Genomic DNA, 21,539 nt, shown 5'->3' on the forward strand with positions numbered 1-21,539 from the left:
GATCCTGTTATCGTTTCGGTCGCTGAGCAATATCTCAAGCAGCTTGATCTTCGCCAGCGGCAGGTTGCATTGAGTGTGCGAATTCTTGATGTTAATCTCGACAACGTGTCAGAAATAGATAATTCCTTCGCTGTTAGATGGGGTAATAATTTTATAGTCAATGATAGCGGCCAGCTCTTGGGAGCTTTTGGCCGCAATCTCCCTCCAACTTCCAATGACTTTAGGCGGGGTGTGCCTAATGATCTGAAGGTTGAGCTTCAGCCTAGTGATGGAACCACACCGGGTACGGTAACTACTGAGGGAACTAATTTACCTGGTCTTCAGACATCTGCTTCCGTAACTCTGAATGGGGCAGCTTCCCAGGGTGGCAGCTTGGTCGATGGTGTTCGGCGAAATCCTGGTGTTAATTTTCCAAGTGACCAGTTCTTTGACTTTGTGCGAGCTCAGATTGTTTCAGGTTCTACCAAGCTGCTTGCCAGCCCTACTTTAATTCTTCAGGAAAATACCTCGTTGTTGAGAGAGGGATCCGAAACGGCATCGTCTACTGGCTCTTCTCAAAGTGCTAGTCAAGGCATCACAAACATTGGATTAGATAGTGCTGTTGGCAGGAGGCGTGCCAATGAGGGAGTTGTTCGAGTTGGTACTAATGTGGTTACGGGATATAGCACAGAGACGCCATCTCAGGGCGGCAACGTAGTATGTACTCCGCAATTGTCCACAGCTGGACTTGTTTTAGGTGCCAGGGTGGAGAAAATTGATGACAATGGATTTGTGACGTTTGTTTTGTCGCCAAGCGTATCCGCGGTTACTGATCAAGAAAATGCTCCCCAGGGCTGTGGATCTAACCTAAATATCCTTAGTATTCGCAGTCTTGATACTGGTGCTTTGCGCGTGCGCGATGGGCAAACGCTAATAATGACTGGGGTTATTTCTGATTTTGACAGAGCAGTTGTCAGTAAGTGGCCCATCCTCGGCGACCTTCCTTTGATCGGTCAGTTCTTTAGGGCGAGTTCAGGACGCAAGGAGAAGCGCGAGCTTGTAATTATGGTATCCCCGCGTATTATTAATGATGATCAAGGTGGCGTGTATGGCTACGGCTATCAGCCCGGAACCGCTGCCGGGCGCGAATTCTTTGGGGCAATGAATGGCCCGGCTGGCAATTAATCTTGGTATTTGCTAATTTTCTGGTTCTGATTATTAAGATTGATACCTATGCAGCCTTCTGATCGGTCTGGCTTTGTGCCTTCAGGGCAAGAGCCTGTTGATGGACAGGCTGCCCGTCTAGAAGCTTTGGAATCGCAAGTTGCAGAGGCTCAGGCTGAGCTTGAGGAATACCAGCGACTGCTGAACGAGCTTCCAGAGATTTATGAAGGCAAATTTCGCCAGAAGTTGCACTCTGTTGCCCAGGAGATCCGTCAGCTGCTTGATGAGCGCAAAGCCCTTCAGCAGCAAGTGGGTCAGGCCTTGTCAGAGACTAGGCAGCCGAAATTATTGTCGGCCTCAGGGGTCGCCTCTGAATTTCCGGATCACCCCAAAGCCCAAATTTGGACCAAGTTGCAAATTTCCCGCTTCAAGCGCCCTCCCAAGCTGCGGCTGATTGGTCTTTGTACAGCCGCCGCGTTGGTGCTTGTTGGTGCAGCACTTGTCATCCCCAGCCTTTTCAGTGACCGCTCACCAGCGTCTCGGGGTGGGGCGTCGATTCGCTCCTCTCAGCCACCTACAGCGCCAAACGGGTCTACCTCGATTCAGTTGCAGGCTCGAGGTGGTGAGAGCTGGGTGTTAGTGGAAGATCTCAAGGGGCGCCAAGTGTTTGATGGAATCCTCCAACCAGGAGCGCCAAAGCGGTTCCTGCTGGCTCAGGGGTTGAGGCTGCGCTCCGGTCGTGCCGATCTGCTTTTCATTGCTATGGGAGATGCGGTGCCTAAGCCCCTCGGCGAGGTTGGCGATCTCGATTGGGTGGAGATTCGCCCCTGAAGCTTAGATTTAGAATCCCACTCCTAACCCCATCCCAGCGGCCTTGATGGCCAGTGGCGCCAGTGCTCCGAAGGTTGAGATCAGCCCAGTAAGCACTTGGCTGCCGAAGCCATTGCCACCAGCCTGCTGATCGCCCAGACCCATCTGCTTTACGGCTGCCCGTAGCTGTTGGGCCTGGCTAGTTTCGCCTCCCTGTTCATACAGGTTGGCGGCGTAGCTGAAGTCCTTAGCCGCCATTTCAGCTTGGCCTTGTTGCCCTCTCGTGATTCCTCGGGCCACCCAGGAGATTGCAGCGGCTGGTTCGCGTTGAATGGCCGCATTGAAATAACCCTCCGCTTCGCTGTGTCGGCCCTGCATCGAAGCTTCCACCCCGGCGTTATGGAGTTCTACAAAGCTCAACTGCTCCTGATTCACCCCCCTTGCCTGTTGCCAGTGGCTGCGCGACAGGGAGCCTGAGTCTAGAAGGGCTCCACTCAGATCTGCCTGGCGCAAATCGGTTCCTTCGACTCTCGCGCCGCGCAGATCGGCGCCCCGCAGCGAGGCACCCGTAAGGCTGGTGAAACTAAGGTCTGCGCCGTTCAGGCGCGCCCCGTCCAGCTTTGCTTGGCCAAGATTGGCTCGCTGCAACTGGGCGCCCCTAAGGTCCGCATCACGCAGGTTGGCGTGAACCAGATCAGCATCCTGCAGCTTGCAATTACGGCAGCTACGGCTATCCAGCAGTTTGATCAAGTCTTCGCCCGAGGCACGGGCTGCAGGGCTGCCTAGGCAAGCCGTTAGGCAAGCAACTGCCAGAAGTTGATATCTCAGCTTTGATCTGTTCATCACAACTATTCCCAAGCCCTGCTGCCTTATAGCGCCTTCAGCTGGCGCGTCCCAAGCTCTTTGCGCAACCTGTGCCACCGAGCCTCGGCCTGGCGGCGTTGGGGGCCAGTGAGTGGGGCAAAGAGCAGCTGGTTGTAGCTGGCTACCAGTTCCGTTAGGAGTTCAGCTTGGCCATAGTCCGCCTCCCGGGCTCTCATGGCAAGGGATTCCAGAGTTTCGCCTGGTTGCAGCTGCAGACCTTGTTGCTCCAGCAGCTGCAGCACCCGGTTGAGTTGTCGCCTTCGCCCTTGTGGTCTGTCTGGCTGCTGCAGCCACTGCAGCCAGGCCAGCGCCAGTGCCACCAAGCCAGCCACTGCCCCAAGCACCACGGCGCCCAGCCATTGGCGTTGGTCGCCAAATAGCCGTTGCAGCAATGCTTCCTGGCCGGCCTGATCGAAGCCCAGCCACCAGCGGCTCCAGGCCAGGTCCAGGCCCCACCATTGCCACTGCAGCCACTGCAGCCAGGAGCCAATGGGGTTGGTGCTGCCGCCTGCTTCGCTGCCATCAGCGCGGCTGGCGGGGGCTGTTGCCCATGCGCTTGGGTCAATGCGTTGCCAACCCTGGCCCGGCAGCCACACCTCGCTCCAGGCGTGGGCGTTGCTGTGGCGCAGATCCAGGTAAGGCGCTCCGCTGAGCGGCCGCACCCAGGTGCCGCCCAGATAGCCGCTCACCACCCGGGCCGGCACCCCCGCGGCGCGCATCAGGGCCGTGAAGGCGCTGGCGTAGTGGCCGCAGAAGCCTTCTCGCCTTTCAAACAGAAATACATCCAGCCCCCGCTGGGTACCAGGAGTAGTGCTGTAGCGGAAATCCTGCTGCGTAAACCATTGCTTGGCAGCGGCCAGCCGTTGCTCAGGCGTTGCCAGATCTCCCCAGCTGGCCCCAAGCGTCTCCAGCTGGGGATTGCTACCGGCGGGTAGTTCCAGATCCGCCAGGATCGGCTGCCGTTGCTGCCACGGCTGGGGGCTGCCCGTGGCCCTCACCAAGTAGGCCTGGCGCTCCCGACTGGCTTGGAGGGGCTGCAGTTCACCGTTGCGATTCACCCGCAACTGGTTGGGGTTGGCCCGGCCGCTGCCATCCCAGGGCAAGGCGTTCACCGGGCTGGATTCCACCAGCCACACCTGGCTGCTGGCCTTGCTCTCTGGGTTGCTATCGGCTGCGGTTGGCTCGGCTAGGCGGTTGCTTGGCAGCTCGCGCTGCTTCCAGCGCTGCCCGTCGAATTGCTCGTGCACGATCACGCGCCAATAGCGCTCAGCCGGCTCGGGCAGCTGGCCGCTGCTGAAGCTCACCCGCGCTGCCGGGCCCGTGTTGTCGGCGAGGTTTGAGATCCTGCCTGGATCGAGTTCGCTGTTCAAGCCGGTTACGGCGCTGGCGCCAGCACCCCGCAGGTTTGGCGTTTGCCAAATCGGCTCGATTCGCGGCACCAGTAGAAACAGCACCAGGGCCACCGGCAGGGCCGCCAGCAACACCGCCAGGCTGCGTCGCAAGACCGCGCGCCAGCTCAGCCCGCTCCCCACCTCCAGGGCTAGCAGCCCAGCCAGGCCAAGCGCTGTGGCCAGCAGCTGCAGCAGGCTGGGCAGCAGCTCCCCTTGCTGGGCACCCTGCACACCGCCGCCTATCAAGGTGAGCAGGCTCACCAGTCGCCGCTCCGGCAGGCTGCGGGCCTCGGCCAGCTTCAGGCCAGCCAGCAATAGCAGCCCCGCTGAAAGCCAGCTGAGCGGTGCGCTGAAATCCAGCCCCGCCAAACCCGCCGCTAGGCCCCTAGCCCCAGGATCTGCAGCCAGCGGGCGCTACCACTCATGGCGCTGCGTCAGGTGCCAGGGCCAGGGCTAGTAGGCAGCGGTCACGGTGTTCGGGGCCCGTGCTTGGGGCAAGTTGGATGCCGCCCAGTGCCAGGCCGTAGGCCTCGCCCGCCTTGCTACGGCGCCAGATTTCGGCGCTGAGGTGCTCCAGGGCCCGCTCCAGCGGCAGGCCCAGCGCTGGCGTCAGCAGCCCGCCCGCAGCGGTGGCATCGGCGAAGGTTTTGGTTTGGCGGCCCCGGCCCTGGGCTAGGGATTTCCAGGCCAGTCGGGCTAGGCCGTCCTGGGGGCGGTGGGGGCGCAGGTCGTCCCAGTCGTCGCTGCCTGCGGCGAACTTGCTAGCGGCGGTGGCGGCGGTGTCGCTGCTGGCGGGCGAGGCGGTTTCGGCCACCGGCCCCGGCCGCCGGGCTGGATAGATGGGCTGGGGCCGTGGCGGTTCCCACAGCGTCCAGCACACAAAAAGTCCTAGAGGCGCGGTGGTTTGCAGCCGCAGTCGTCCCGGGGTTTGCAACCCCCGCCGCCCCGCGCGCCAAGGCACCGAGAGCACCGATTCGCCAGCCGCCAGCGGCTGGGGTGTTGCCGCGCTGCCGGCCAGCCCCAGCTGGATCGCGTCGCGCTGGCAGCGGCTGCGGCAGAGCAGCGGATAGGCCACCATTTCGTCCGCGAAGCCGCCGCTGGGGGCCAGGGCTTCAAGTTCGAGGCCTTGCAGGTTGAACTGGGTGAGGTGCAGGGCCAGCAGCCACAGCCCCAGCATCAAGAAGCTCAGCAGCAGCGGTCCATTGCGCTGGCTTTGGATCGCTACGAGCAGCAGCAGGCCGCCGCCCGCCAGCCAGAGCAAGCCGAAGCGGGTCGGCAGGATGTAGAGGCTGCGCAGCCCCAGCCTTAGCCGCTCGCCTTGGTGCGGTTTGATCAGTTGCCGGGCCCTAGCGAAGTCCATCCACCCCCGCCAGCAGCGTTGCGGCATCGCCAGCCAGCCTGTGCTCAGCCACAGCTGGCAGCACCGCCTGCACGTCGGCGGGGGTGACATGGTCCCGCCCCTCGAGCAGCGACCAGGCCCGGGCGGCGGCCACCAGCCCCTGGCAGGCCCGCGGTGAAAGCCCGGTGCCGGCTTGGTCTGCTCGCCGGCTGAAAGCGGCCAGGTCGAGTACGTAGTCGAGCAGGGCGCTGGAGCAGTGCTGGGCGGCGGCTCGCCGCTGCAGCTCCAGTAGACCTGCGCCATCTAGCAGGGGCCCCAGGCTGGCTGGCGGCAGCGCCTGGCCCCTGAGCAGATCACGCTCGGCCCGTCGATCCGGATAACCCAGGCTCAGCCGCATCAAGAAGCGATCCAGCTGGGATTCCGGTAGGGGGGCGGTGCCCACCTGGTCGAGACCGTTCTGGGTGGCGATCACCAGGAAGGGCTCGGGCAGCGGGTGGCTCACCCCATCGACGCTCACCCGGCCGGCTGCCATCGCCTCCAGCAGGGCGCTCTGGGTGCGGGGGCTGGCGCGGTTGATCTCATCGGCCAGCAGCACCTGGCTGAATAGGGGGCCGGGCTGGAAGTGGAAACGGGCGCTGCTGGCATCAAAGACGTTGATGCCCGTGAGATCGGCTGGCAGGAGGTCGCTGGTGAAGCTCACCCGCTTGAACTCGAGGCCGAAGGCGCGGGCAAGGGCTTCGGCCAGGGTGGTTTTGCCCATGCCGGGCAGGTCTTCGATCAGCAGATGGCCGCGGGCTAGCAGGCAGGCCAGGGCCAGCCGCACCGCCTGCTCCTTGCCCAGCAGCACCTGGCCGATGGCGCTGATCAGCGGTTGCAGCCTGGGGCTGGACACGGAGCCGGTGCGAAGAACACGATTGTGACGGCGCTGCCACTTAAATTGCCTTGATGCCGATGGGGTTGCTTCAGCGCCATGGCGGCAACCAGGCCGCCACCGCCGCGCGGCTCGGTTGCCGGCCCTCCCAGTTGCTTGATGCCAGCGCCTCTCTGGTTCCTTTTGGGCCGCCTTGGTTTGTGCGCCGCTCCTTGATGTGGGCCGGGCTGACCGCGCCGCTACGGGCCTATCCCGACCGCTCCTATGCAGGTTTGCGCAGCGGATTGGCCCGGCTGCATGGCCTGGAACCCGATTGGCTGTTGCCGGGTAACGGTGCGGCTGAGCTGTTCACCTGGGCGGCCCGGGATGCGGCGGCGGCAGGGCTGAGTGTGTTGGCCCAGCCAGGCTTTGCCGATTATCCGCGGGCCCTGGCCTGCTGGGATGGGGCTTGGCGGCCCCAGCCGCTGCCGATGCAGGTGGATGGGTCTGCGGGGGCTGGTGCCGCTCAGGCCTATCCGGCACCTCCGGCGGGCGAGGTGCTTTGGCTCACCAATCCCCACAACCCCACTGGAGCGCTCTGGACTTGCGCCTCCCTCGAGCTCCTGCTGCAGCGCTTTGCCCTGGTGATCGCCGATGAGGCTTTCCTGTCTCTGGTGCCGGGTGGCGAGGCTCAGAGCCTGATCCCGCTGCTGCCTATGCACCCAAACTTGGTGGTGATCCGCAGCCTCACCAAGCTTTACGGCATAGCGGGCCTGCGCCTTGGCTATGCCCTTGGCCACCCCGAGCGCCTGGCCCAGTGGGCCTCCTGGCGAGATCCCTGGCCGGTGAATGGCCTGGCGGCCGCCGTGGGGGAGCGGCTGCTGGCTGATCCGGCGGCCTACCGGCGCTGGTGCGGCAGGGTGCAGCGCTGGACCGGCCGCGAGGGTGCCTGGCTGCAGCGTCGGCTGGCCCAGCTGCCTGGCATCACGCCCCTGCCTTCAGCCGCCAACTTTCTGCTGATCCGCGCTGAGCATTCGCTAGTGCCGTTGCGCCAAGCCCTGGAGCGGCGCCATCACATCCTGTTGCGCGATTGCCGCTCTTTCGAGGGGCTGGGGGAAAACTGGCTGCGGATTGGCTATCAGAGCCACCGCAACAATCGCCGCATCCTGCGGGCTTTGCGGCAGGAATTAGGGCGCTAGCGTTGCTTGCATTGCATGCATTTCGATGGCGACGCTGACGGTTCGCAACCTTGATGAGGCCACCAAGGCGCAGTTGCGTCTCCAGGCAGCGCGCCACGGTCGCTCGATGGAGGAAGAAGTGCGCACGATTTTGCGAGAGGCCCTGTCTTGGGGCGCCCTCAAGCCTGATGGCCCTGGCCTGGGCCAGCGGATCCATGCCCATTTCGCCTCACTTGGTGGCGTTGAGCTTGAGCTCCCCGCTCGCCGCTCCCAGCCCAGGCCGGCGGAGTTTGGGGAGGGGCTGGAGTGATCGTGCTCGACACCAACGTGATCTCCGAGCTGATGCGTCCCCAGCCCAATCCCCAGGTGCTGGCCTGGGTGGATGGATTGGATCCGGCCCGAGTGGCGATCACGGCCATGAATGAAGCGGAGATCCTGCATGGCATCGCCCGGCTTCCCGATGGGCGGCGCAAGCAGAGCCTTCAGCAGTGCTGGGATGAACTGGTGGCCGAAATCTTTACAGGCAGGGTTTGGCCCTTCAGCAGTGAAGCGGCCCATTGGTACGCCGATCTGTTGAGCGCCCGTGAACGGTTGGCGCGGCCCATGGCCACGGCGGATGCGGTGATTGCCGCCACTGTCCTGGCCCATGGCGCTCAGCTCGCTACTCGGGATTTGGCTGACTTTGCCGACTTGGGTTTGGATTTGATCAACCCTTGGGCGTGCTGAGCATCGCCGCCACTCGCTGATCGGCATCGCGCACCGCCAGCTCGCCCATGGCTGTAGACATTTGCTTTAAGGGATCACAAGCAGCTGCTGCATCCCGCAGGCGAGGGCCCAGCAGTCGCCAGAGGCAGCGCTCGAGGGCCGGCTCAGCGGGGCCGTGCTGCCACACGATCACGGCCGCCCCAAGTTCGGCCGCAGCGGCGGCGTTGACGTCCTGGTGGTGGTCGGCGGCGGCGGGGTAGGGCACCAGCACCGCCGGGGTGCCGCACACCGCCAGCTCGCTGAGGGCGCCGGCGCCGCTGCGGCTGATCGCCAGGGCGGCGTGCTGCAGCAGGCCGGGGATCTCGTCGCTGAAGGGAAGCTCCACCACCCCGGCTGGCAGGGGCTGGCCTGCCTCGGGGTCGTTGCTGCCGGTGAGGTGGACTACCCGCACGCCAGCGGCCGTGAGCTTGGCAAGCAGGGGGCGCACCATCTGGTTGAGACCCACGGCTCCCTGGCTGCCGCCCATCACCAGCAGCAGGGGCCCGGAGCCTTTGGGCGCCCAGTCGGGCAGGGGGGCGGGCTCCAGAAAGGCTTGCCGCACCGGCGTTCCCGTCACCACGGGGCGGCAGCGGGGCAGGCGGGCAGCGGCCTGGGGCAGGCCCACCGCCACCTGGCTGCAGAGCCGGCCCAGCAGGCGGGTCACCTTGCCGGGCACAGCGTTGCTCTCATGCAGCACCACCGGCACGCCGGCCCAGCGGGCCGCCAGGATTGCGGGCGCCGCGATGTAGCCGCCGCTGGTAAAAACCGCTGCGATGCGTTCGCGCCGGATCAACCGCCGCACTGACCGAACCGCTTGCAGCAGTTGCAGCAGGTTGAGCAGCTTGCGCAGGCCCCGGCCTTGCAGCCCCCCGGCCCGCACCGTGTGCAGTGGATAGCGGCTCGGCACCAGCTGGCGTTCCAGTCGGTCTGGCACCCCCAGCCACGACACGCTCCAATCCGCCGGCATGGCATCGGCCACTGCTAGAGCAGGAAATAGGTGGCCACCGGTGCCGCTGGCAGCAATTAGGAGCCTGGGCATGGGTGCTGGGGCTGAAGCATGCCTAACTTAAAAGCGGTTTCCGCCGCCCCATGCCGCGTCTCCAGCTACTTGGCCGATTTCTGCCCCGAAGCCTGGCCGGCCTCGCCGTCCTGCTGGTCAGCACGGTGCCCGCTATTGCTGCTGCCGGGCCCAGTGCGGCCCAGCTCCAGGCCCTGGAAACGGCCCTCAACGGCACCGGCGAGCTCAGGGGCGCCATGGAGGACGGTCCTGGGCTCGACGTAACCCTGGTGGAACTGCGAAGGCGCAGCGTGCTGCGGCAGTTCCCTGATGCCCGCTGGCAGCTCACCACGGGCAAGCCTTTGCGTGATGGGCGCAGCACCGTGCAGCTCCAGGTGACCGGCAGCCGGCAGGAAGGCCCTACTCGCTACCGGCTCGATGCCCAGCAACAGCTGGTGCTCAGCAGCAGTGGCGGTCCTGGGGGCCGCATCAATGGCCAGATAGTGATTCGAGAGCAGACCCTGATGCGCAGCGGTGAGGCCGATCTACCCGTGAGTCTTTTGATCCCGGATGCGGTGCTCACAGGTCAGCGTTATGACGTTGACGCGTTGTTTGACGAGCCCCTGGAGGGGGCGATCGCGGCGGGTGGTTTGGTGGCCCTTACCGGTCAGCAGGTGAACGCTCTTGAGAGCCCAGAGCTCCAGCTGGGAGCATTGGGTGGCGGTGGCCTGTTCAAGTCGGTGCAGGCTCCCTTCACACCGGGATCCCAGACCTGGGCAATTTTGCTGGTCCATCCCAAGGGCATCGTCAGTGCCACCAAGCGGGTGCTGGTGGTGGCCGACAAGACCCAGCTGGATCCTTAACGCAGGTCGCCGGGCACTAGGTAGCCCTTGCCGCCGCGGTCGAGCCGCTCGAAGTGGCGCAGAAGGTAGGCGTTGGTGCGCACTTCATCAAGCTCCAGCCTGCCATCACCGTTGCGATCGAGCTGCCGGAACAATTGCGCTAGCCGCTGTTGGTACACCTCAAACTCATCGGCCGCCCGTGCCGGCAGTTCTGGGCTGACGAAAGTGGCCAAAAGCAGCACTCCCGCCAGGCGGCTGGCGATCAGTCGCAGCGGGTGACGAACACCAGGAACCATGGTTGCGGTGGGCATGGCTTAGGTGGGAATGAACTCAGGCTATGCAGCCCTGTGCTGCCCGCTATTGCCAGATTCCGGCCAAGCTGTGACTAAATCTTTCCGGAATGGCACCGCGATGTCCCCTGGTCAAAGCATCTGGGTGGTTGATGACGACCCCGAATTGCGGAGCATGGTGGGCACCTACCTGATCGACCAGGGCTATGACGTGCGCTGCCTGGCAGACGGAGCCCAGCTGATGGCGCGGTTGGCAGGCCAGCGTCCCGATCTGGTGGTGCTGGATCTGATGCTGCCGGGAGACGATGGCCTCACCCTGCTGCGGCGTCTGCGAGACGGCGGCGACGATCTGCCGGTGGTGATGCTCACCGCTAAAGGCGATGCGGTGGATCGGATCATCGGCCTGGAGCAGGGCGCCGACGACTATCTGGCCAAGCCGTTCCTGCCGCGGGAGCTCACCGCCCGCATTGAGGCGGTTTTGCGTCGCCGCGTCGCCCTGCCGGCCGGTACGCCCTTGGCCGAAGGGGAGTCCTTGACGATTGGTGAGCAGGTGCTGGATCTGGCGGCCCGCACCCTGGAGCAGGGGGGAAGGATCACGGTGCTCACCTCAGGCGAATTCGCTTTACTGGCGGCCTTTGTGCAGCATCCGCACCGACCTCTTTCGCGTGAGCGGCTGGTCGAGCTGGCGCGGGGGCCGGATTCAGTGACAGACAGCCGCAGCATGGATGTGCAGGTGTCGCGGCTACGCAAATTGGTGGAGCCGGATCCCGCTCGACCCCGCTACTTGCAGACGGTGTGGGGCTATGGCTATGTATTCGTGCCCGATGGTCAACCTCGCAGCCGTTAGGACCGCCCTGCGCTACGGCCTGGTGGGACTTGGGGTTGCCCTGCTGAGTACGGCCCAGTTGCAGGCGCTGCTGGCCGAGCGTCTGCAGCGGGCCCGCATTGCCCAGTTGGGGCCCGAGGTGCTGTTTCAGGTGCGCCTAGCGGAGCTGGCCCTCGATCGCTTGCCGCCGGCGACCCTGGCCCGGCTCAGTGGCCTGTCCCTGCGAGTCGGGGCCCTTCCCCCCACCTCCACCAACTCTGCTCTGGCTGCCGAGGGACGGCTGCTCCGCCAGCAGCTCTGCCGTGAGCTGCGGCCCTGTCCCACCGTGCTGCCGGCGGCGCTGCCGCACAGGGGTGTGTGGGTGCAACTGCTGGCGCCGCTGGAGCCGGTGTGGCTGCTGGCGCCGATTCCGCCGGCCCGCCGCTGGCCGCCCGATCCTTGGCTGCTCCTGGCGGGTCTGGGGCTGGGCGGCAGCGTGGCACTGCTGCTGTTTTTCTGGCTCGAGGTGCAACGCCCCCTGCATCAGCTGCAGCGGGCCCTGGGCGGGGTAGGCACCGCCGCCGGGCCACCCGCTCTGCCGGAGGAGCGTGGCACCACCACCGTGCGCCAGCTCACCGGCCGCTTCAATGCCATGGTTCGGCGCTTGGGGCGCGTCGAGCAGGAGCGTTCGGTGATGTTGGGTGGCATCGCCCACGACCTCAAAAGCCCGATTACACGACTGCGCTTTCGGCTCAGCTTGGCCGGCTTGCCGGGAGTGGATCTGCAACAGGCTGAGGCCGATTTGGCGGCCCTGGAGCGAATCACTCAACAGTTTTTGCTGTTCGCTGGGGGTAACGACAACGAGGTGGCCGTGGCGGTGCCGCTTGACCAGCTGCTGGCCGAGGTGGCGGCGGGCCTGGATGCCGACACCCTGGCGCTGGAGCTGCAGCCCTTGCTGCGCGTGGTGCAGCCGGTGGCGCTTTCCAGGGCCGTGGCCAATTTGATCGATAACGCCCGCAGTTACGGCGCACCACCGCTGAGGCTGGTACTGCAGTCCGGGCCGCCTGAGGGGGAGGGCTTCCGCATCGTGCTTTGGGATGGGGGCTCAGGCATCCCTGCCGGTAAGTGGGATCAGGCCTTGATGCCCTTCCAGCGGCTCGATGCCGCCCGAGGTGGCAGCGGCCACTGCGGCCTGGGGCTGGCGATTGCCGCTCGGGTGGCGGCCGCCCACGGCGGTGGGCTGGAGCGGCTGGAGAGCGATGGCTCCGGCAATGGCCCTAGCCCCGCCTTTGGATTTCGTTTTGGAATCGCCCTTTGGGGGCGCTCCAAAAGCTAGCTGGGGAGCTGAAACTGCCGGTTACCCCCCGCGTCTGTCGGATTTGGTCACAGGTTGGTGGCAACTCGGTTGCACTTCGCCCGTTGGTTCGCCGCAAAGTTCCGGGGTGACAGCTCAAGGCTGCACCATTTCACCCACCTTCTTCCCATGAAGTCCTTTCCCCTTCCCCGTCTGGCCCTGGTGCTGGGCCTGTTGGGTAGCGGCGTCGTTAGTGCCGGCTCCGCCCTGGCCGATCCCCAGTTCCCCGGTCGAGCCTTCGGCCCCTGGAGCCCTAATTCGGACCTCACGCGCGGCTGGGTTCAGGCTCAGCGGGCCTTGGCGGATCAGTCCTATCGCCAGACCCAGTGGCGCCTCGACCAACTGGATCGCTGCCTCAGCAGCGCCCGTGAGCGCTGGGACAACGACCAGTGCCTGCGCCGCGATGAGCAGGCTCGGGAGCGTCAGAGGCGGCGCGATCAGAAGGAATGGCAGCTTCTGATGGACCGCCAGGGCTTCACCGCCCAGCTGCCCGGGCGGCCCGGCCTGAGCCTCTGACGGCCTTTTCGTTTTTCTTTCTCCGAACCCCAGTCCCCGCCACACCACCTACCGCAAGATCAACCATGCGCCTCTCTGCTCTTCCTCTCGTTTTGGCCGGCCTGCTCGGCAGTGCAGCCCTGGCTCCTGAGGCCTCCCAGGCCTATCCCTACGGCGATCAGCGCTACGGGGATCAGCGCTACGCCTACGGCGGTCAGCGCTACGCCTACGACAACTACGGTCCGCCCCGAGGCCGAACCTATGCCCCCCTGCCCGTGAGTCCCTATGGCTACCCCATCGCCTCTGAGCCTGAGCCCTATAGCCCTCCTCCCGTGAATCGCTGCAATAGGGGCACCGTGCTGACCGGGGCTGCCATTGGTGGCGGACTGGGTGCGATGTTGGCCAGCAACTCCCGCAACCGCCTCTGGAGCCTGCCAATGGGGGCCGCGATGGGCGGCATCTTGGGTGGTGTGATCTCCGGTTGCTGAAGCCGGCTTCAGCCGGCGCTGCGGTTGTGCACAGTCAGATCCGGTCACAACTTTCCGCCGGCTTAGTCACATTTCAGTGAAAAGGAGCGCCCAGGATTCAGGGGTGGATCCGCTCCAAGCGGCTCCACCTCACCCCACCTCACTTACAGCCATGAATCTTTTGCACACCTTGTTGCCTAGAGCCGGACAGCGCCCTGCCTCCCTGCTTCTGGCAGGCGCCTTGTTAATCATGGGGGTGAGTGGGGCCGGTGCTGCGGCCTTCGCCGAAGGCACCGGTTACGGAAGGCGCCCCAACCCTGAGCGCCGCGAAGCGATGCAACGCCAGCAGGCCGAGGCGATGGCCAAATTGAGCAGCCAGGAGCGCCAGGCTTATTTCGCCGCCCGCCGACAGCTGGAGCAGCGGGTTTCCGTCGAACGCCTGGACCAACTGAGCCAGGCCGAGCGCTGCATGGTGCCGGCCCGTGGCGTCGATGCCTTGCAGACCTGCCAGCGCAACCTGCAGGACCAGGCGATGGAGCAGCGTCGCCGCTGGATGAGCGAACGGGCCGAGCTTCAGCGCCGCTTTGGCTTGCCGGGCTGGGACAAGGACCAGCGCCAACAAAAAAAGGGGGCCTGAGCCCCCTTTCGCGGTCAGCCTGGATCAGGCCACTTCCAGATCAGGCCTCATCTAGTGCTGCCACGCCTGGAAGCACCTTGCCTTCCAGCAGCTCCAGGCTGGCGCCACCGCCGGTGGAGATGTGGGACATCTTCTCGGCTACACCCACCTTTTCCACGGCTGCCACGGAGTCGCCACCGCCGATGATCGTGCAGCAGCCCTTGCCGCTCAGGTCGGCCAGGGTGTGGGCGATGCCGTTGGTGCCGGCGGCAAACTTGTCGAACTCGAACACGCCCATGGGGCCGTTCCAGATCACGGTTTTGCAGTCAGCCAGGGCTTCCTGGAAGGCTTTGAGCGAGTCGGGGCCGATGTCCAGACCCATCCAGCCATCGGGGATGGCGTCGATCGACACGGTCTGGCTGTTGGCGTCGGGGGCGAAGTTGTCGGCCAGCACCACATCGGTGGGCAGCAGTAGCTGCACGCCCTTGGCGGCCGCCTTGGCCTCCAGCTCCTTGGCCAGCTCAAGCTTGTCCTCTTCCACCAGGCTCTTGCCCACCGCTAGGCCACGGGCTTTGTAGAAGGTGAAAATCATGCCGCCGCCGATCAGCACCTTGTCGCACTTGTCGATCAGGGCCTCAAGCACGCCGATTTTGGAGCTCACCTTGGAGCCGCCCACGATCGCCGCCAGGGGACGCTTGGGCTCGTCGATGGCGCCCTGCAGGTACTGCAGCTCCTTCTCCATTAGGTAGCCGGCCACGCTGGGGCTGAGCGCCTTGGTGACGCCCTCGGTGGAGGCATGGGCCCGGTGGGCGGCGCCGAAGGCGTCGTTCACGTAAACATCGGCAAGGGCGGCCAGCTGGGCAGCGAAACCGGCGTCGTTCTTCTCTTCTTCAGCGAAGAAGCGCACGTTTTCGAGCAGCACCACATCGCCTTCTGCCATGGCTGCCACCTTGGCTTCGGCGTCGGGGCCGATGCAACTGTCGGTTTTCACCACGGGCTTGCCGAGCAGCTCGCTGAGGCGGCCAGCCACGGGGGTGAGGCGCATGGCTTCGTTCACCTGGCCCTTGGGACGGCCGAAGTGGGCCGCCAGGATCACCTTGGCGCCCTTGCTGCTCAGGTCTTTGATCGTGGGCAGGGCGGCCCGGATGCGGGTGTCGTCGGTGATGGCACCGGCGTCATCTAGCGGTACGTTGAAGTCAACCCGCACCAGCACGCGCTTGCCGCGGAGCTCATCGGCCGAAAGGCTGGCCAGGGATCGCTTCGCCATGGGTTATGGAATAACTGAATTGCCGGGGGAGATTAGCCCCCGCGGGCCCCAGCCAGCCCAGGCTTCGGATTCCCCCCTGCCATCCGCCCTGGCCGGGCGACGAATCGACCCCCAGACTGAAGCCACGGGCTTGCATCTGCCCGGCCGCATTACGCCCCATGTTTGACACCGTTCTCTTTCCCATCGACCAGAGCCGCCAGGCGATGGAAACGGCTGCGGTGGCCTTGAAACTGGCCCAGCAGCACTCCAGTACCCTGGTGTTGCTGTCGGTAGTGGAGCCCGAGCAGGACGACCCAGCTGCGGTTGCTGCCCTGCTGCAGCAAGCCCGCGCTCGCTTTGAAGAGGCCGGCGTCAGCTGCCAGGTGATCGAGCGGGAGGGCAAGCCCGCCTTCGTGATCGGCGATGTGGCAGATGAGATCAATGCTGACGTGATCGTGATGGGCACCCGCGGCATTGCGATCGAGAGCGATCAGCAGAGCACCGCCGCCCGGGTGATCCAGCTGGCTCCCTGTCCGGTGCTGGTGGTGCCCTGATGCCCCAGACGCTTCCGCTCAGCGTCAACGCTCCTGCGATTCAGTGGTACCCAGGCCACATCGCTAAGGCGGAGAAAGCTCTCAGCGCCAACCTGGCCAAGGTGGACCTGGTGATCGAGGTGCGCGATGCCCGCATACCCATGGCCACCTCCCACCCGCGGCTGCAGCGCTGGATCGGCAATAAGCAACACCTGCTGGTGCTCAACCGGGTCGACATGATCCCGCCGCCGGTGCGCCAGGCCTGGACCGCCTGGTTTCGAGCCCAGGAGCAGACCTGCTGGTGGTGTGATGCCAAGGCCGGCACCGGCGTTAAGCAGCTGCAGCAGGCGGCGATCCGAGCCGGCGTAGCCCTCAATGTTCGCCGGGCTGGGCGCGGCATGAAGCCACGGCCGGTGCGGGCGCTGATGCTGGGCTTCCCCAATGTGGGTAAATCGGCCCTGATCAATCGGCTGGTGCGTCAGAAAGTCGTAGACAGCGCCCGCCGTGCCGGTGTGACTCGCAGCTTGCGCTGGGTGCGGCTGGGCCAGGACCTCGACCTGCTCGACGCCCCCGGCGTGCTGCCGCCCCGCCTCGACGACCAGCAGGCAGCCCTGCGCTTGGCCTTGTGCGACGACATCGGCCAGGCGGCCTACGACAACGAAGCCGCAGCCAGGGCCTTCCTGCAGCTGCTCACCCTGCTTGAAGCCGAGCCAGCTGCTGGCGTTCCGGCTGGGCTGGTGGGCCAGCGCTATGGCATCCCCCTGGGTGTGCTGCCTGGCGGCGGCCCCGATGTGGAGGGCTGGTTGGTGACCGCTGCGGAGCGCCATACCAGTGGCGACAGCCTGCGCATGGCCACCAAGCTGCTCGATGATTTTCGCTGCGCTCGCTTGGGGGCCATTGCGCTTGAGCTGCCGGTTTTGACTCCTCCATGAGCGAATTTGGTGAGGGCGAAGGTGAGCTGCTGACGCTCACCTATCCCAAGCCGCTGCCGATGCGGCTGGATCGCTGGCTGGTGGCCCAGCGGCCGGAGCAGAGCCGCGCCCGGATCCAGAAGTTCATCGAGGCGGGCTACGTGCGGGTGAACGGCGTCACGGGGCGGGCCAAGACACCGCTGCGCCCAGAGGACGTGGTGGAGCTGTGGATGCCGCCGCCCGAGCCCCTTCCCTATCTGGTGCCTCAGGCGATGCCCCTTGACGTGCTGTTTGAAGACGCCCACCTGATCGTGCTCAACAAGCCCGCCGGGCTCACGGTGCACCCGGCGCCTGGCAACAAGGACGGCACCTTGGTGAATGGCCTGTTGCACCACTGCCCAGATCTGCCCGGCATCGGCGGCGAGCTGCGGCCCGGCATCGTGCATCGGCTCGATAAGGACACCACGGGCTGCATCGTGGTGGCCAAGAGCCAGGAGGCCCTGGTGAAGCTGCAGGTGCAGATCCAGAAGCGCATCGCTTCTCGCCAGTACCTGGCGGTGGTGCACGGCCAGCCAGCTGGCGACTCCGGCACGATCGTCGGGGCGATCGGCCGCCATCCCGTCGACCGCAAAAAATATGCGGTAGTCCACGACGATTCGGGGCGTCATGCCTGCACCCACTGGCGCCTGGTAGAGCGCCTGGGGGATTACAGCCTGCTGCGTTTCAAGCTCGACACCGGTCGCACCCACCAGATCCGGGTGCACTGCGCCCACGTCGGTCATCCGATCGTGGGCGATCCCACCTACTCCCGCTGCCGCAAGCTGCCGCTTGAGCTGCCTGGCCAGGCTTTGCACGCCGTGCAGCTGGGACTTGATCACCCGATCACCAAGCAGCGGCTGGTGTGCGAAGCGCCGTTGCCGGAGGTGTTCGAGCGTTTGCTGGCGGTGCTCAGGCGGCGCTAGGCAGGGTCATGCAGGTATGGGCAGTCTCGGGCAGGCTTCCACCAGGGTTCGGGTGATGGCGGTCTGGGGATCGCTCAGCAGCCGGGAGCCGGGGCCCTCCTCCACGATCTTCCCCCCCTCCAGCACCAGCACCCGGTGGCAGAAGCCACTGGCCACCGACAGGTCGTGGGTGACAAACAGCATCCCCAGCCCCAGGCGCTCCTGCAGCTCCCGCAGCAGGGCAAGCACATCTGCCTGCACCTCGGCATCCAGCATGCTGACGCTCTCATCGCAGAGCAGCACCTGGGGCTCCAGGATCAGGGCCCGGGCGATGGCTACCCGTTGCTGCTGACCACCAGAGAGTGTGCGGGGTAGGCGGTTTTCAAAGCTTTCCGGGGGGGTGAGCCCCACCGCTGTCAGCAGTTCGCGGGCGCGTTGACGGGCCTGGGAGCGGTTGGCGAGGCCGTGGATCAGCAGGGGATCGGCAATCGTCTCACCTACCACCATTTGGGGGTTGAGACAGGCCAGTGGGTCCTGAAACACCATCTGAATGCCGCGCCTGGCCTGGCGCAGGGCTCGGCCCCGCAGGCTGAGCAGGTTTGTGCCCTGCAGCCGCACCGTGCCGCCCCGCACCGGCGCCAGCCCCATCAGGGCGCGGCAGAGGGTGCTTTTGCCGCAGCCGGAGGCTCCCACCAAGCCGATGGTTTCGCCCTGCTGCAGGCGCAGGCTGACGCCATCCACCGCCTTAAGCCAGCGGGCTTGCCAGGGCAGGGATGGCAGTGGATGCCAGCTGCGCAGCTGCTCGATTTCCAGCAGTAGCGGTGCTGGCGGTGGCGGCAAACTTTCGGCGCCCTCCCGCTCCCGCGCCTTGGCCACCAGCCGTTGGGCCAGGGCGGAGGCGGGGGCCATCAGCAACTGCCGGGCTGGCGCCTGTTCCACCAGGCGTCCCTGATCCAGCACGGCGATCTGGTCGCACCAGCGTCCCGCCATGGCCAGGTCGTGGCTGATCAGCAGCAGGGCGCTGCCCGCTTCGCGGCAGAGGTTGCTGAGCTCCGCCATCACCTGGCCGGCTACGGCCACATCCAGGCTGGTGGTGGGTTCGTCGGCGATCACCAGCGGCGGCTCCAGGGCCATCGCCAGGGCGATCGCTAAGCGCTGGCGCATGCCGCCACTGAATTCATGGGGATAGCTGCCGTAGCGCTCAGGGCCGATGCCCACCCGGGTCAGAAGGGTTTCCGCCCGTTGCCGCACCTGGCGCCTCTGCCAGCGGGGCCGGTGGGCCGCCAGGGTGTCGGCTAGGTGATCGCCGATCGTCAGCAGTGGGTTGAGGCGGGTCATCGGGTCCTGGAACACCAGCCCCACCGCTTCACCGCGCAGTTGGCGCAGGGCCGGACGGGCCATTTGGCTGGGGTTCTGACCCTCCAGCAGCAGGGAGCCGCTGCACTGGCTGCCCGGGGGTAGAAGTTGCAGCACTGCCCGGGCCACGGTGCTTTTGCCGCAGCCGGAAGGACCCACCAGGGCCAGGCGATCGCCGGCCGCCAGGGTCAGGTTCAGGCCGTCGAGGGTGGGGCGCTCCGCGTCGGGATAGCGCACCACCAGGTTCTCAATTGCGAGCACGGGGCTGATCATGGCCACCAGCTTGGCCCCACTTGCCTACGATGAGGGGAACCCGCAGGCTGAAATGCTCAGGGCGGCCCCGAATCTGGATGCAACAGCCGTAGCTACTCGAGTGGCGGCAGCTCCAGCTCTGGTGCGCAAGCCCATTCGCACTCCTGCCGACTACGGCGTGCCCCTGCCGGAGTGGTTGCAGCGCTGCATCGAGCATGTGCCGCCGGGACAGGGGGTGAGCTGCCCCACCGATGCCGAGGCCCTGCTGGCTTCCGCCTTCGACTTCGCTTACCAGCTGCACGAGGGCCAGTTTCGGGCCAGTGGCGAGCCCTACATCATTCATCCGGTCGCCGTTGCCGACCTACTGCGCGATATCGGTGCCAGCGCCGGCGTGATCGCTGCGGGCTTCCTGCACGACGTGGTGGAGGACACCGAGGTCACCGCTGAGGAGATCGAACAGCACTTCGGCGCCGAGGTGCGGGCGCTGGTGGAGGGGGTTACCAAGCTCGGCGGCATTCACTTCACCAACCACACCGAAGCCCAGGCTGAAAACCTGCGCCGCATGTTCCTGGCCATGGCCAGCGACATCCGGGTGGTGCTGGTGAAGCTGGCCGATCGGTTGCACAACATGCGCACCATCGCGGCGCTCAAGCCCGAAAAGCAGATGCGCATCGCCCGGGAAACCCGGGAGATCTATGCCCCCCTGGCCAATCGCCTCGGCATTGGCCGGCTGAAGTGGGAGCTGGAAGATCTGGCCTTCAAGATCCTCGAGCCCGAGGCCTATCGGGACGTGCAGCAGCAGGTGGCCACCAAGCGCAGCGAGCGCGAGGAGCGCCTGGCGGTCACGGTGCAATTGCTGCGCGACCGGCTTGCCGCCGTGGGCTTGGCCAATTGCGAAGTAAGCGGCCGGCCGAAGCACCTCTATGGCATCTGGAGCAAGATGCAGCGCCAGCAGAAGGCGTTCCACGAGATCTACGACGTGGCGGCTCTGCGGATTCTTTGCCCCAACTTCGAGAGTTGTTATCGGGCTCTTGCGGTGGTGCACGACACCTTCCGGCCGATCCCGGGGCGCTTCAAGGATTACATCGGCTTGCCCAAGCCCAATGGCTACCAATCCCTGCATACGGCGGTTATCGGCCGGCACCGGCCGATCGAAGTGCAGATTCGCACCACCGATATGCACCAGGTGGCTGAATACGGCATTGCTGCCCATTGGAAATACAAGGAAGGCGGTTCGCCGGCCGCCTCTGGAGCCGATGCCGAGCGGTTCAACTGGCTGCGGCAGCTGGTTGATTGGCAGAAGGATGACGGTGGCACCGACAGCAACGACTTCCTGCGCTCGATCAAAGAAGATCTCTTTGATGAGGAGGTATTCGTATTTACTCCCAATGGCGATGTGGTGGGTTTGCGTAAGGGTTCTACGGCCGTAGATTTCGCCTATCGCATCCACTCGGAAATCGGCAATCATTGCCAGGGCGTGCGCATTAATGATCGGCTATGCCCGCTCGCCACGCCTCTGCGCAATGGTGACTTTGTGCAGGTGGTTACCGCCAAAACGGCCCACCCAAGCCTCGACTGGCTCAACTTCGTGGCTACCCCCACGGCCCGTAATCGCATTCGCCACTGGTACAAAACCAGCCACCGCGAAGACAACCTCCAGCGCGGCACCGAGATGCTGGAGCGCGAGCTCGGCCGCGATGGCTTCGATGCCCTGCTCAATGGTGAGGCGATGGCCAAAGTGGCCCGCCGCTGCAATCTCACCTGCACCGAAGACCTGCTGGCCTCCCTCGGCTTTGGTGGGGTCACCCTGCATCAGGTGCTCAACAGGCTGCGGGAGGAAATGCGCCTGGCCAGCGAAGCCTCCACCCCCGTGGTCAGCAATGAGCAGGTCGCGGCCAAGGTGGCGGCCCACGCTGCCCAGGTGGCGCATCAAGCGCCGGTGGGTGGGGGTGGCACCAGCTCAATCCTTGGCCTTGAGGGCCTCGATTACAGGCTCGGGGGGTGCTGCAGTCCCCTGCCTGGCGAGCAGATTCTTGGGGCGGTGGCTCTCGGCAACCACGGCATTACCATCCACCGCCAGGACTGCTCCAATGTGGCCCAGGTGCCGGCCGAACG

General features: G+C 65.3%; 23 protein-coding genes. 15 read left to right on the forward strand and 8 right to left on the reverse strand.

All coding sequences use genetic code 11. The features are described 5' to 3' along the window. Together KBY74_RS07870 and KBY74_RS07875 are read left to right on the forward strand one after the other, a co-directional pair. Positions 1–1,164: type II secretion system protein GspD (locus KBY74_RS07870; RefSeq protein ID WP_396123152.1), on the forward strand; the 1,164-nt coding region annotated here is incomplete at its 5' end. 390 nt (positions 1,165–1,554) lie between these two features. Then, positions 1,555–1,974, forward strand: a complete 420-nt coding sequence (locus KBY74_RS07875) for a DUF4115 domain-containing protein (RefSeq protein WP_254942223.1) — start codon at positions 1,555–1,557, stop codon at positions 1,972–1,974. Between the two features lie 9 nt (positions 1,975–1,983). Here KBY74_RS07875 and KBY74_RS07880 read toward each other — a convergent pair whose 3' ends face one another. The 4 genes from KBY74_RS07880 to KBY74_RS07895 all read right to left on the reverse strand — a co-directional run bounded on the left by KBY74_RS07880 (position 1,984) and on the right by KBY74_RS07895 (position 6,439). Next, positions 1,984–2,703: a pentapeptide repeat-containing protein gene (locus KBY74_RS07880; RefSeq protein WP_254942224.1), complete on the reverse strand. Its 720-nt coding sequence runs from the start codon at positions 2,701–2,703 to the stop codon at positions 1,984–1,986. 119 nt (positions 2,704–2,822) lie between these two features. Then, positions 2,823–4,577: a DUF3488 and transglutaminase-like domain-containing protein gene (locus KBY74_RS07885; RefSeq protein ID WP_254942225.1), complete on the reverse strand. Its 1,755-nt coding sequence runs from the start codon at positions 4,575–4,577 to the stop codon at positions 2,823–2,825. A 52-nt stretch (positions 4,578–4,629) separates the two neighbouring features. Then, complete coding sequence (locus KBY74_RS07890; RefSeq protein ID WP_254942226.1) at positions 4,630–5,595, reverse strand: hypothetical protein; 966 nt, start codon at positions 5,593–5,595, stop codon at positions 4,630–4,632. Then, on the reverse strand, positions 5,555–6,439 hold the full coding sequence (locus tag KBY74_RS07895; protein WP_254942227.1) for a MoxR family ATPase: 885 nt from the start codon (positions 6,437–6,439) through the stop codon (positions 5,555–5,557). Before KBY74_RS07895 ends, KBY74_RS07890 begins: the two co-directional genes overlap by 41 nt. Before the next feature lie 59 nt (positions 6,440–6,498). Here KBY74_RS07895 and KBY74_RS07900 point away from each other — a divergent pair, with 59 nt between their 5' ends. From KBY74_RS07900 to KBY74_RS07910, 3 genes are read left to right on the forward strand one after another with little or no spacing between them, the layout of a single operon-like run. Further along, a complete protein-coding gene (locus tag KBY74_RS07900) occupies positions 6,499–7,596 on the forward strand; it encodes a histidinol-phosphate transaminase (RefSeq protein ID WP_254942228.1) in 1,098 nt (365 codons plus the stop codon). 25 nt (positions 7,597–7,621) lie between these two features. Then, a complete protein-coding gene (locus KBY74_RS07905; RefSeq protein ID WP_106632889.1) occupies positions 7,622–7,885 on the forward strand; it encodes a FitA-like ribbon-helix-helix domain-containing protein in 264 nt (87 codons plus the stop codon). After that, positions 7,882–8,301 carry a type II toxin-antitoxin system VapC family toxin gene (locus KBY74_RS07910; RefSeq protein WP_254942229.1) on the forward strand — a complete coding sequence of 140 codons (420 nt, stop codon included), beginning with the start codon at positions 7,882–7,884 and terminating at the stop codon, positions 8,299–8,301. The genes KBY74_RS07905 and KBY74_RS07910 overlap by 4 nt, the downstream gene beginning before the upstream one ends. On the opposite strand, the gene KBY74_RS07915 is transcribed toward KBY74_RS07910, so the two are convergent. Beyond that, positions 8,282–9,358 (reverse strand): glycosyltransferase, encoded by a 1,077-nt coding sequence (locus tag KBY74_RS07915; RefSeq protein ID WP_254942230.1) that lies wholly within the window; start codon positions 9,356–9,358, stop codon positions 8,282–8,284. The genes KBY74_RS07910 and KBY74_RS07915 overlap by 20 nt on opposite strands. 50 nt (positions 9,359–9,408) lie before the next feature. Between KBY74_RS07915 and KBY74_RS07920 the strand changes: the two genes are divergently transcribed. After that, positions 9,409–10,179, forward strand: coding sequence for a hypothetical protein (locus KBY74_RS07920; RefSeq protein ID WP_254942231.1), 771 nt, complete (start codon positions 9,409–9,411; stop codon positions 10,177–10,179). Here KBY74_RS07920 and KBY74_RS07925 read toward each other — a convergent pair. Next, a complete protein-coding gene (locus KBY74_RS07925) occupies positions 10,176–10,469 on the reverse strand; it encodes an EF-hand domain-containing protein (RefSeq protein WP_254942232.1) in 294 nt (97 codons plus the stop codon). The two genes, KBY74_RS07920 and KBY74_RS07925, sit on opposite strands and share 4 nt — an antisense overlap. Before the next feature lie 100 nt (positions 10,470–10,569). Here KBY74_RS07925 and KBY74_RS07930 point away from each other — a divergent pair, with 100 nt between their 5' ends. The 5 genes from KBY74_RS07930 (at position 10,570) to KBY74_RS07950 (ending at position 14,206) form a co-directional block, all read left to right on the forward strand. Continuing rightward, the gene (locus KBY74_RS07930; protein WP_254942233.1) at positions 10,570–11,295 is read left to right on the forward strand and encodes a response regulator; all 726 of its coding nucleotides are present in this window, start codon (positions 10,570–10,572) and stop codon (positions 11,293–11,295) included. Then, positions 11,273–12,589, forward strand: a complete 1,317-nt coding sequence (locus KBY74_RS07935) for an ATP-binding protein (protein WP_254942234.1) — start codon at positions 11,273–11,275, stop codon at positions 12,587–12,589. The genes KBY74_RS07930 and KBY74_RS07935 overlap by 23 nt, the downstream gene beginning before the upstream one ends. A gap of 147 nt (positions 12,590–12,736) precedes the next feature. Continuing rightward, positions 12,737–13,123, forward strand: coding sequence for a hypothetical protein (locus tag KBY74_RS07940; protein WP_254942235.1), 387 nt, complete (start codon positions 12,737–12,739; stop codon positions 13,121–13,123). Between the two features lie 65 nt (positions 13,124–13,188). Next, the gene (locus KBY74_RS07945; RefSeq protein ID WP_254942236.1) at positions 13,189–13,590 is read left to right on the forward strand and encodes a glycine zipper 2TM domain-containing protein; all 402 of its coding nucleotides are present in this window, start codon (positions 13,189–13,191) and stop codon (positions 13,588–13,590) included. 151 nt (positions 13,591–13,741) lie between these two features. Beyond that, the gene (locus tag KBY74_RS07950; RefSeq protein WP_254942237.1) at positions 13,742–14,206 is read left to right on the forward strand and encodes a hypothetical protein; all 465 of its coding nucleotides are present in this window, start codon (positions 13,742–13,744) and stop codon (positions 14,204–14,206) included. Between the two features lie 40 nt (positions 14,207–14,246). On the opposite strand, the gene KBY74_RS07955 is transcribed toward KBY74_RS07950, so the two are convergent. Then, complete coding sequence (locus tag KBY74_RS07955) at positions 14,247–15,452, reverse strand: phosphoglycerate kinase (RefSeq protein ID WP_254942238.1); 1,206 nt, start codon at positions 15,450–15,452, stop codon at positions 14,247–14,249. Between the two features lie 158 nt (positions 15,453–15,610). On the opposite strand from KBY74_RS07955, the gene KBY74_RS07960 reads away from it, so the two are divergent. The 3 genes from KBY74_RS07960 to KBY74_RS07970 are packed head-to-tail and all read left to right on the forward strand — an operon-like array spanning position 15,611 to position 17,837. Beyond that, entirely contained in the window at positions 15,611–15,985 is a 375-nt protein-coding gene (locus KBY74_RS07960; protein ID WP_254942239.1) for a universal stress protein, read from the forward strand. After that, on the forward strand, positions 15,985–16,896 hold the full coding sequence (gene ylqF / locus KBY74_RS07965; protein ID WP_106632899.1) for a ribosome biogenesis GTPase YlqF: 912 nt from the start codon (positions 15,985–15,987) through the stop codon (positions 16,894–16,896). Before KBY74_RS07960 ends, ylqF begins: the two co-directional genes overlap by 1 nt. After that, positions 16,893–17,837 (forward strand): RluA family pseudouridine synthase, encoded by a 945-nt coding sequence (locus KBY74_RS07970; RefSeq protein ID WP_254942240.1) that lies wholly within the window; start codon positions 16,893–16,895, stop codon positions 17,835–17,837. The genes ylqF and KBY74_RS07970 overlap by 4 nt, the downstream gene beginning before the upstream one ends. Positions 17,838–17,843: 6 nt before the next feature. On the opposite strand, the gene KBY74_RS07975 is transcribed toward KBY74_RS07970, so the two are convergent. Next, positions 17,844–19,445, reverse strand: a complete 1,602-nt coding sequence (locus KBY74_RS07975; protein ID WP_254942241.1) for an ABC transporter ATP-binding protein — start codon at positions 19,443–19,445, stop codon at positions 17,844–17,846. Positions 19,446–19,497: 52 nt separating this feature from the next. Between KBY74_RS07975 and KBY74_RS07980 the strand changes: the two genes are divergently transcribed. Next, positions 19,498–21,539: bifunctional (p)ppGpp synthetase/guanosine-3',5'-bis(diphosphate) 3'-pyrophosphohydrolase (locus KBY74_RS07980; protein WP_254942242.1), on the forward strand; the 2,042-nt coding region annotated here is incomplete at its 3' end.

This window comes from Cyanobium sp. A1C-AMD (assembly GCF_024346495.1).
GTDB lineage: Bacteria > Cyanobacteriota > Cyanobacteriia > PCC-6307 > Cyanobiaceae > Cyanobium_A > Cyanobium_A usitatum.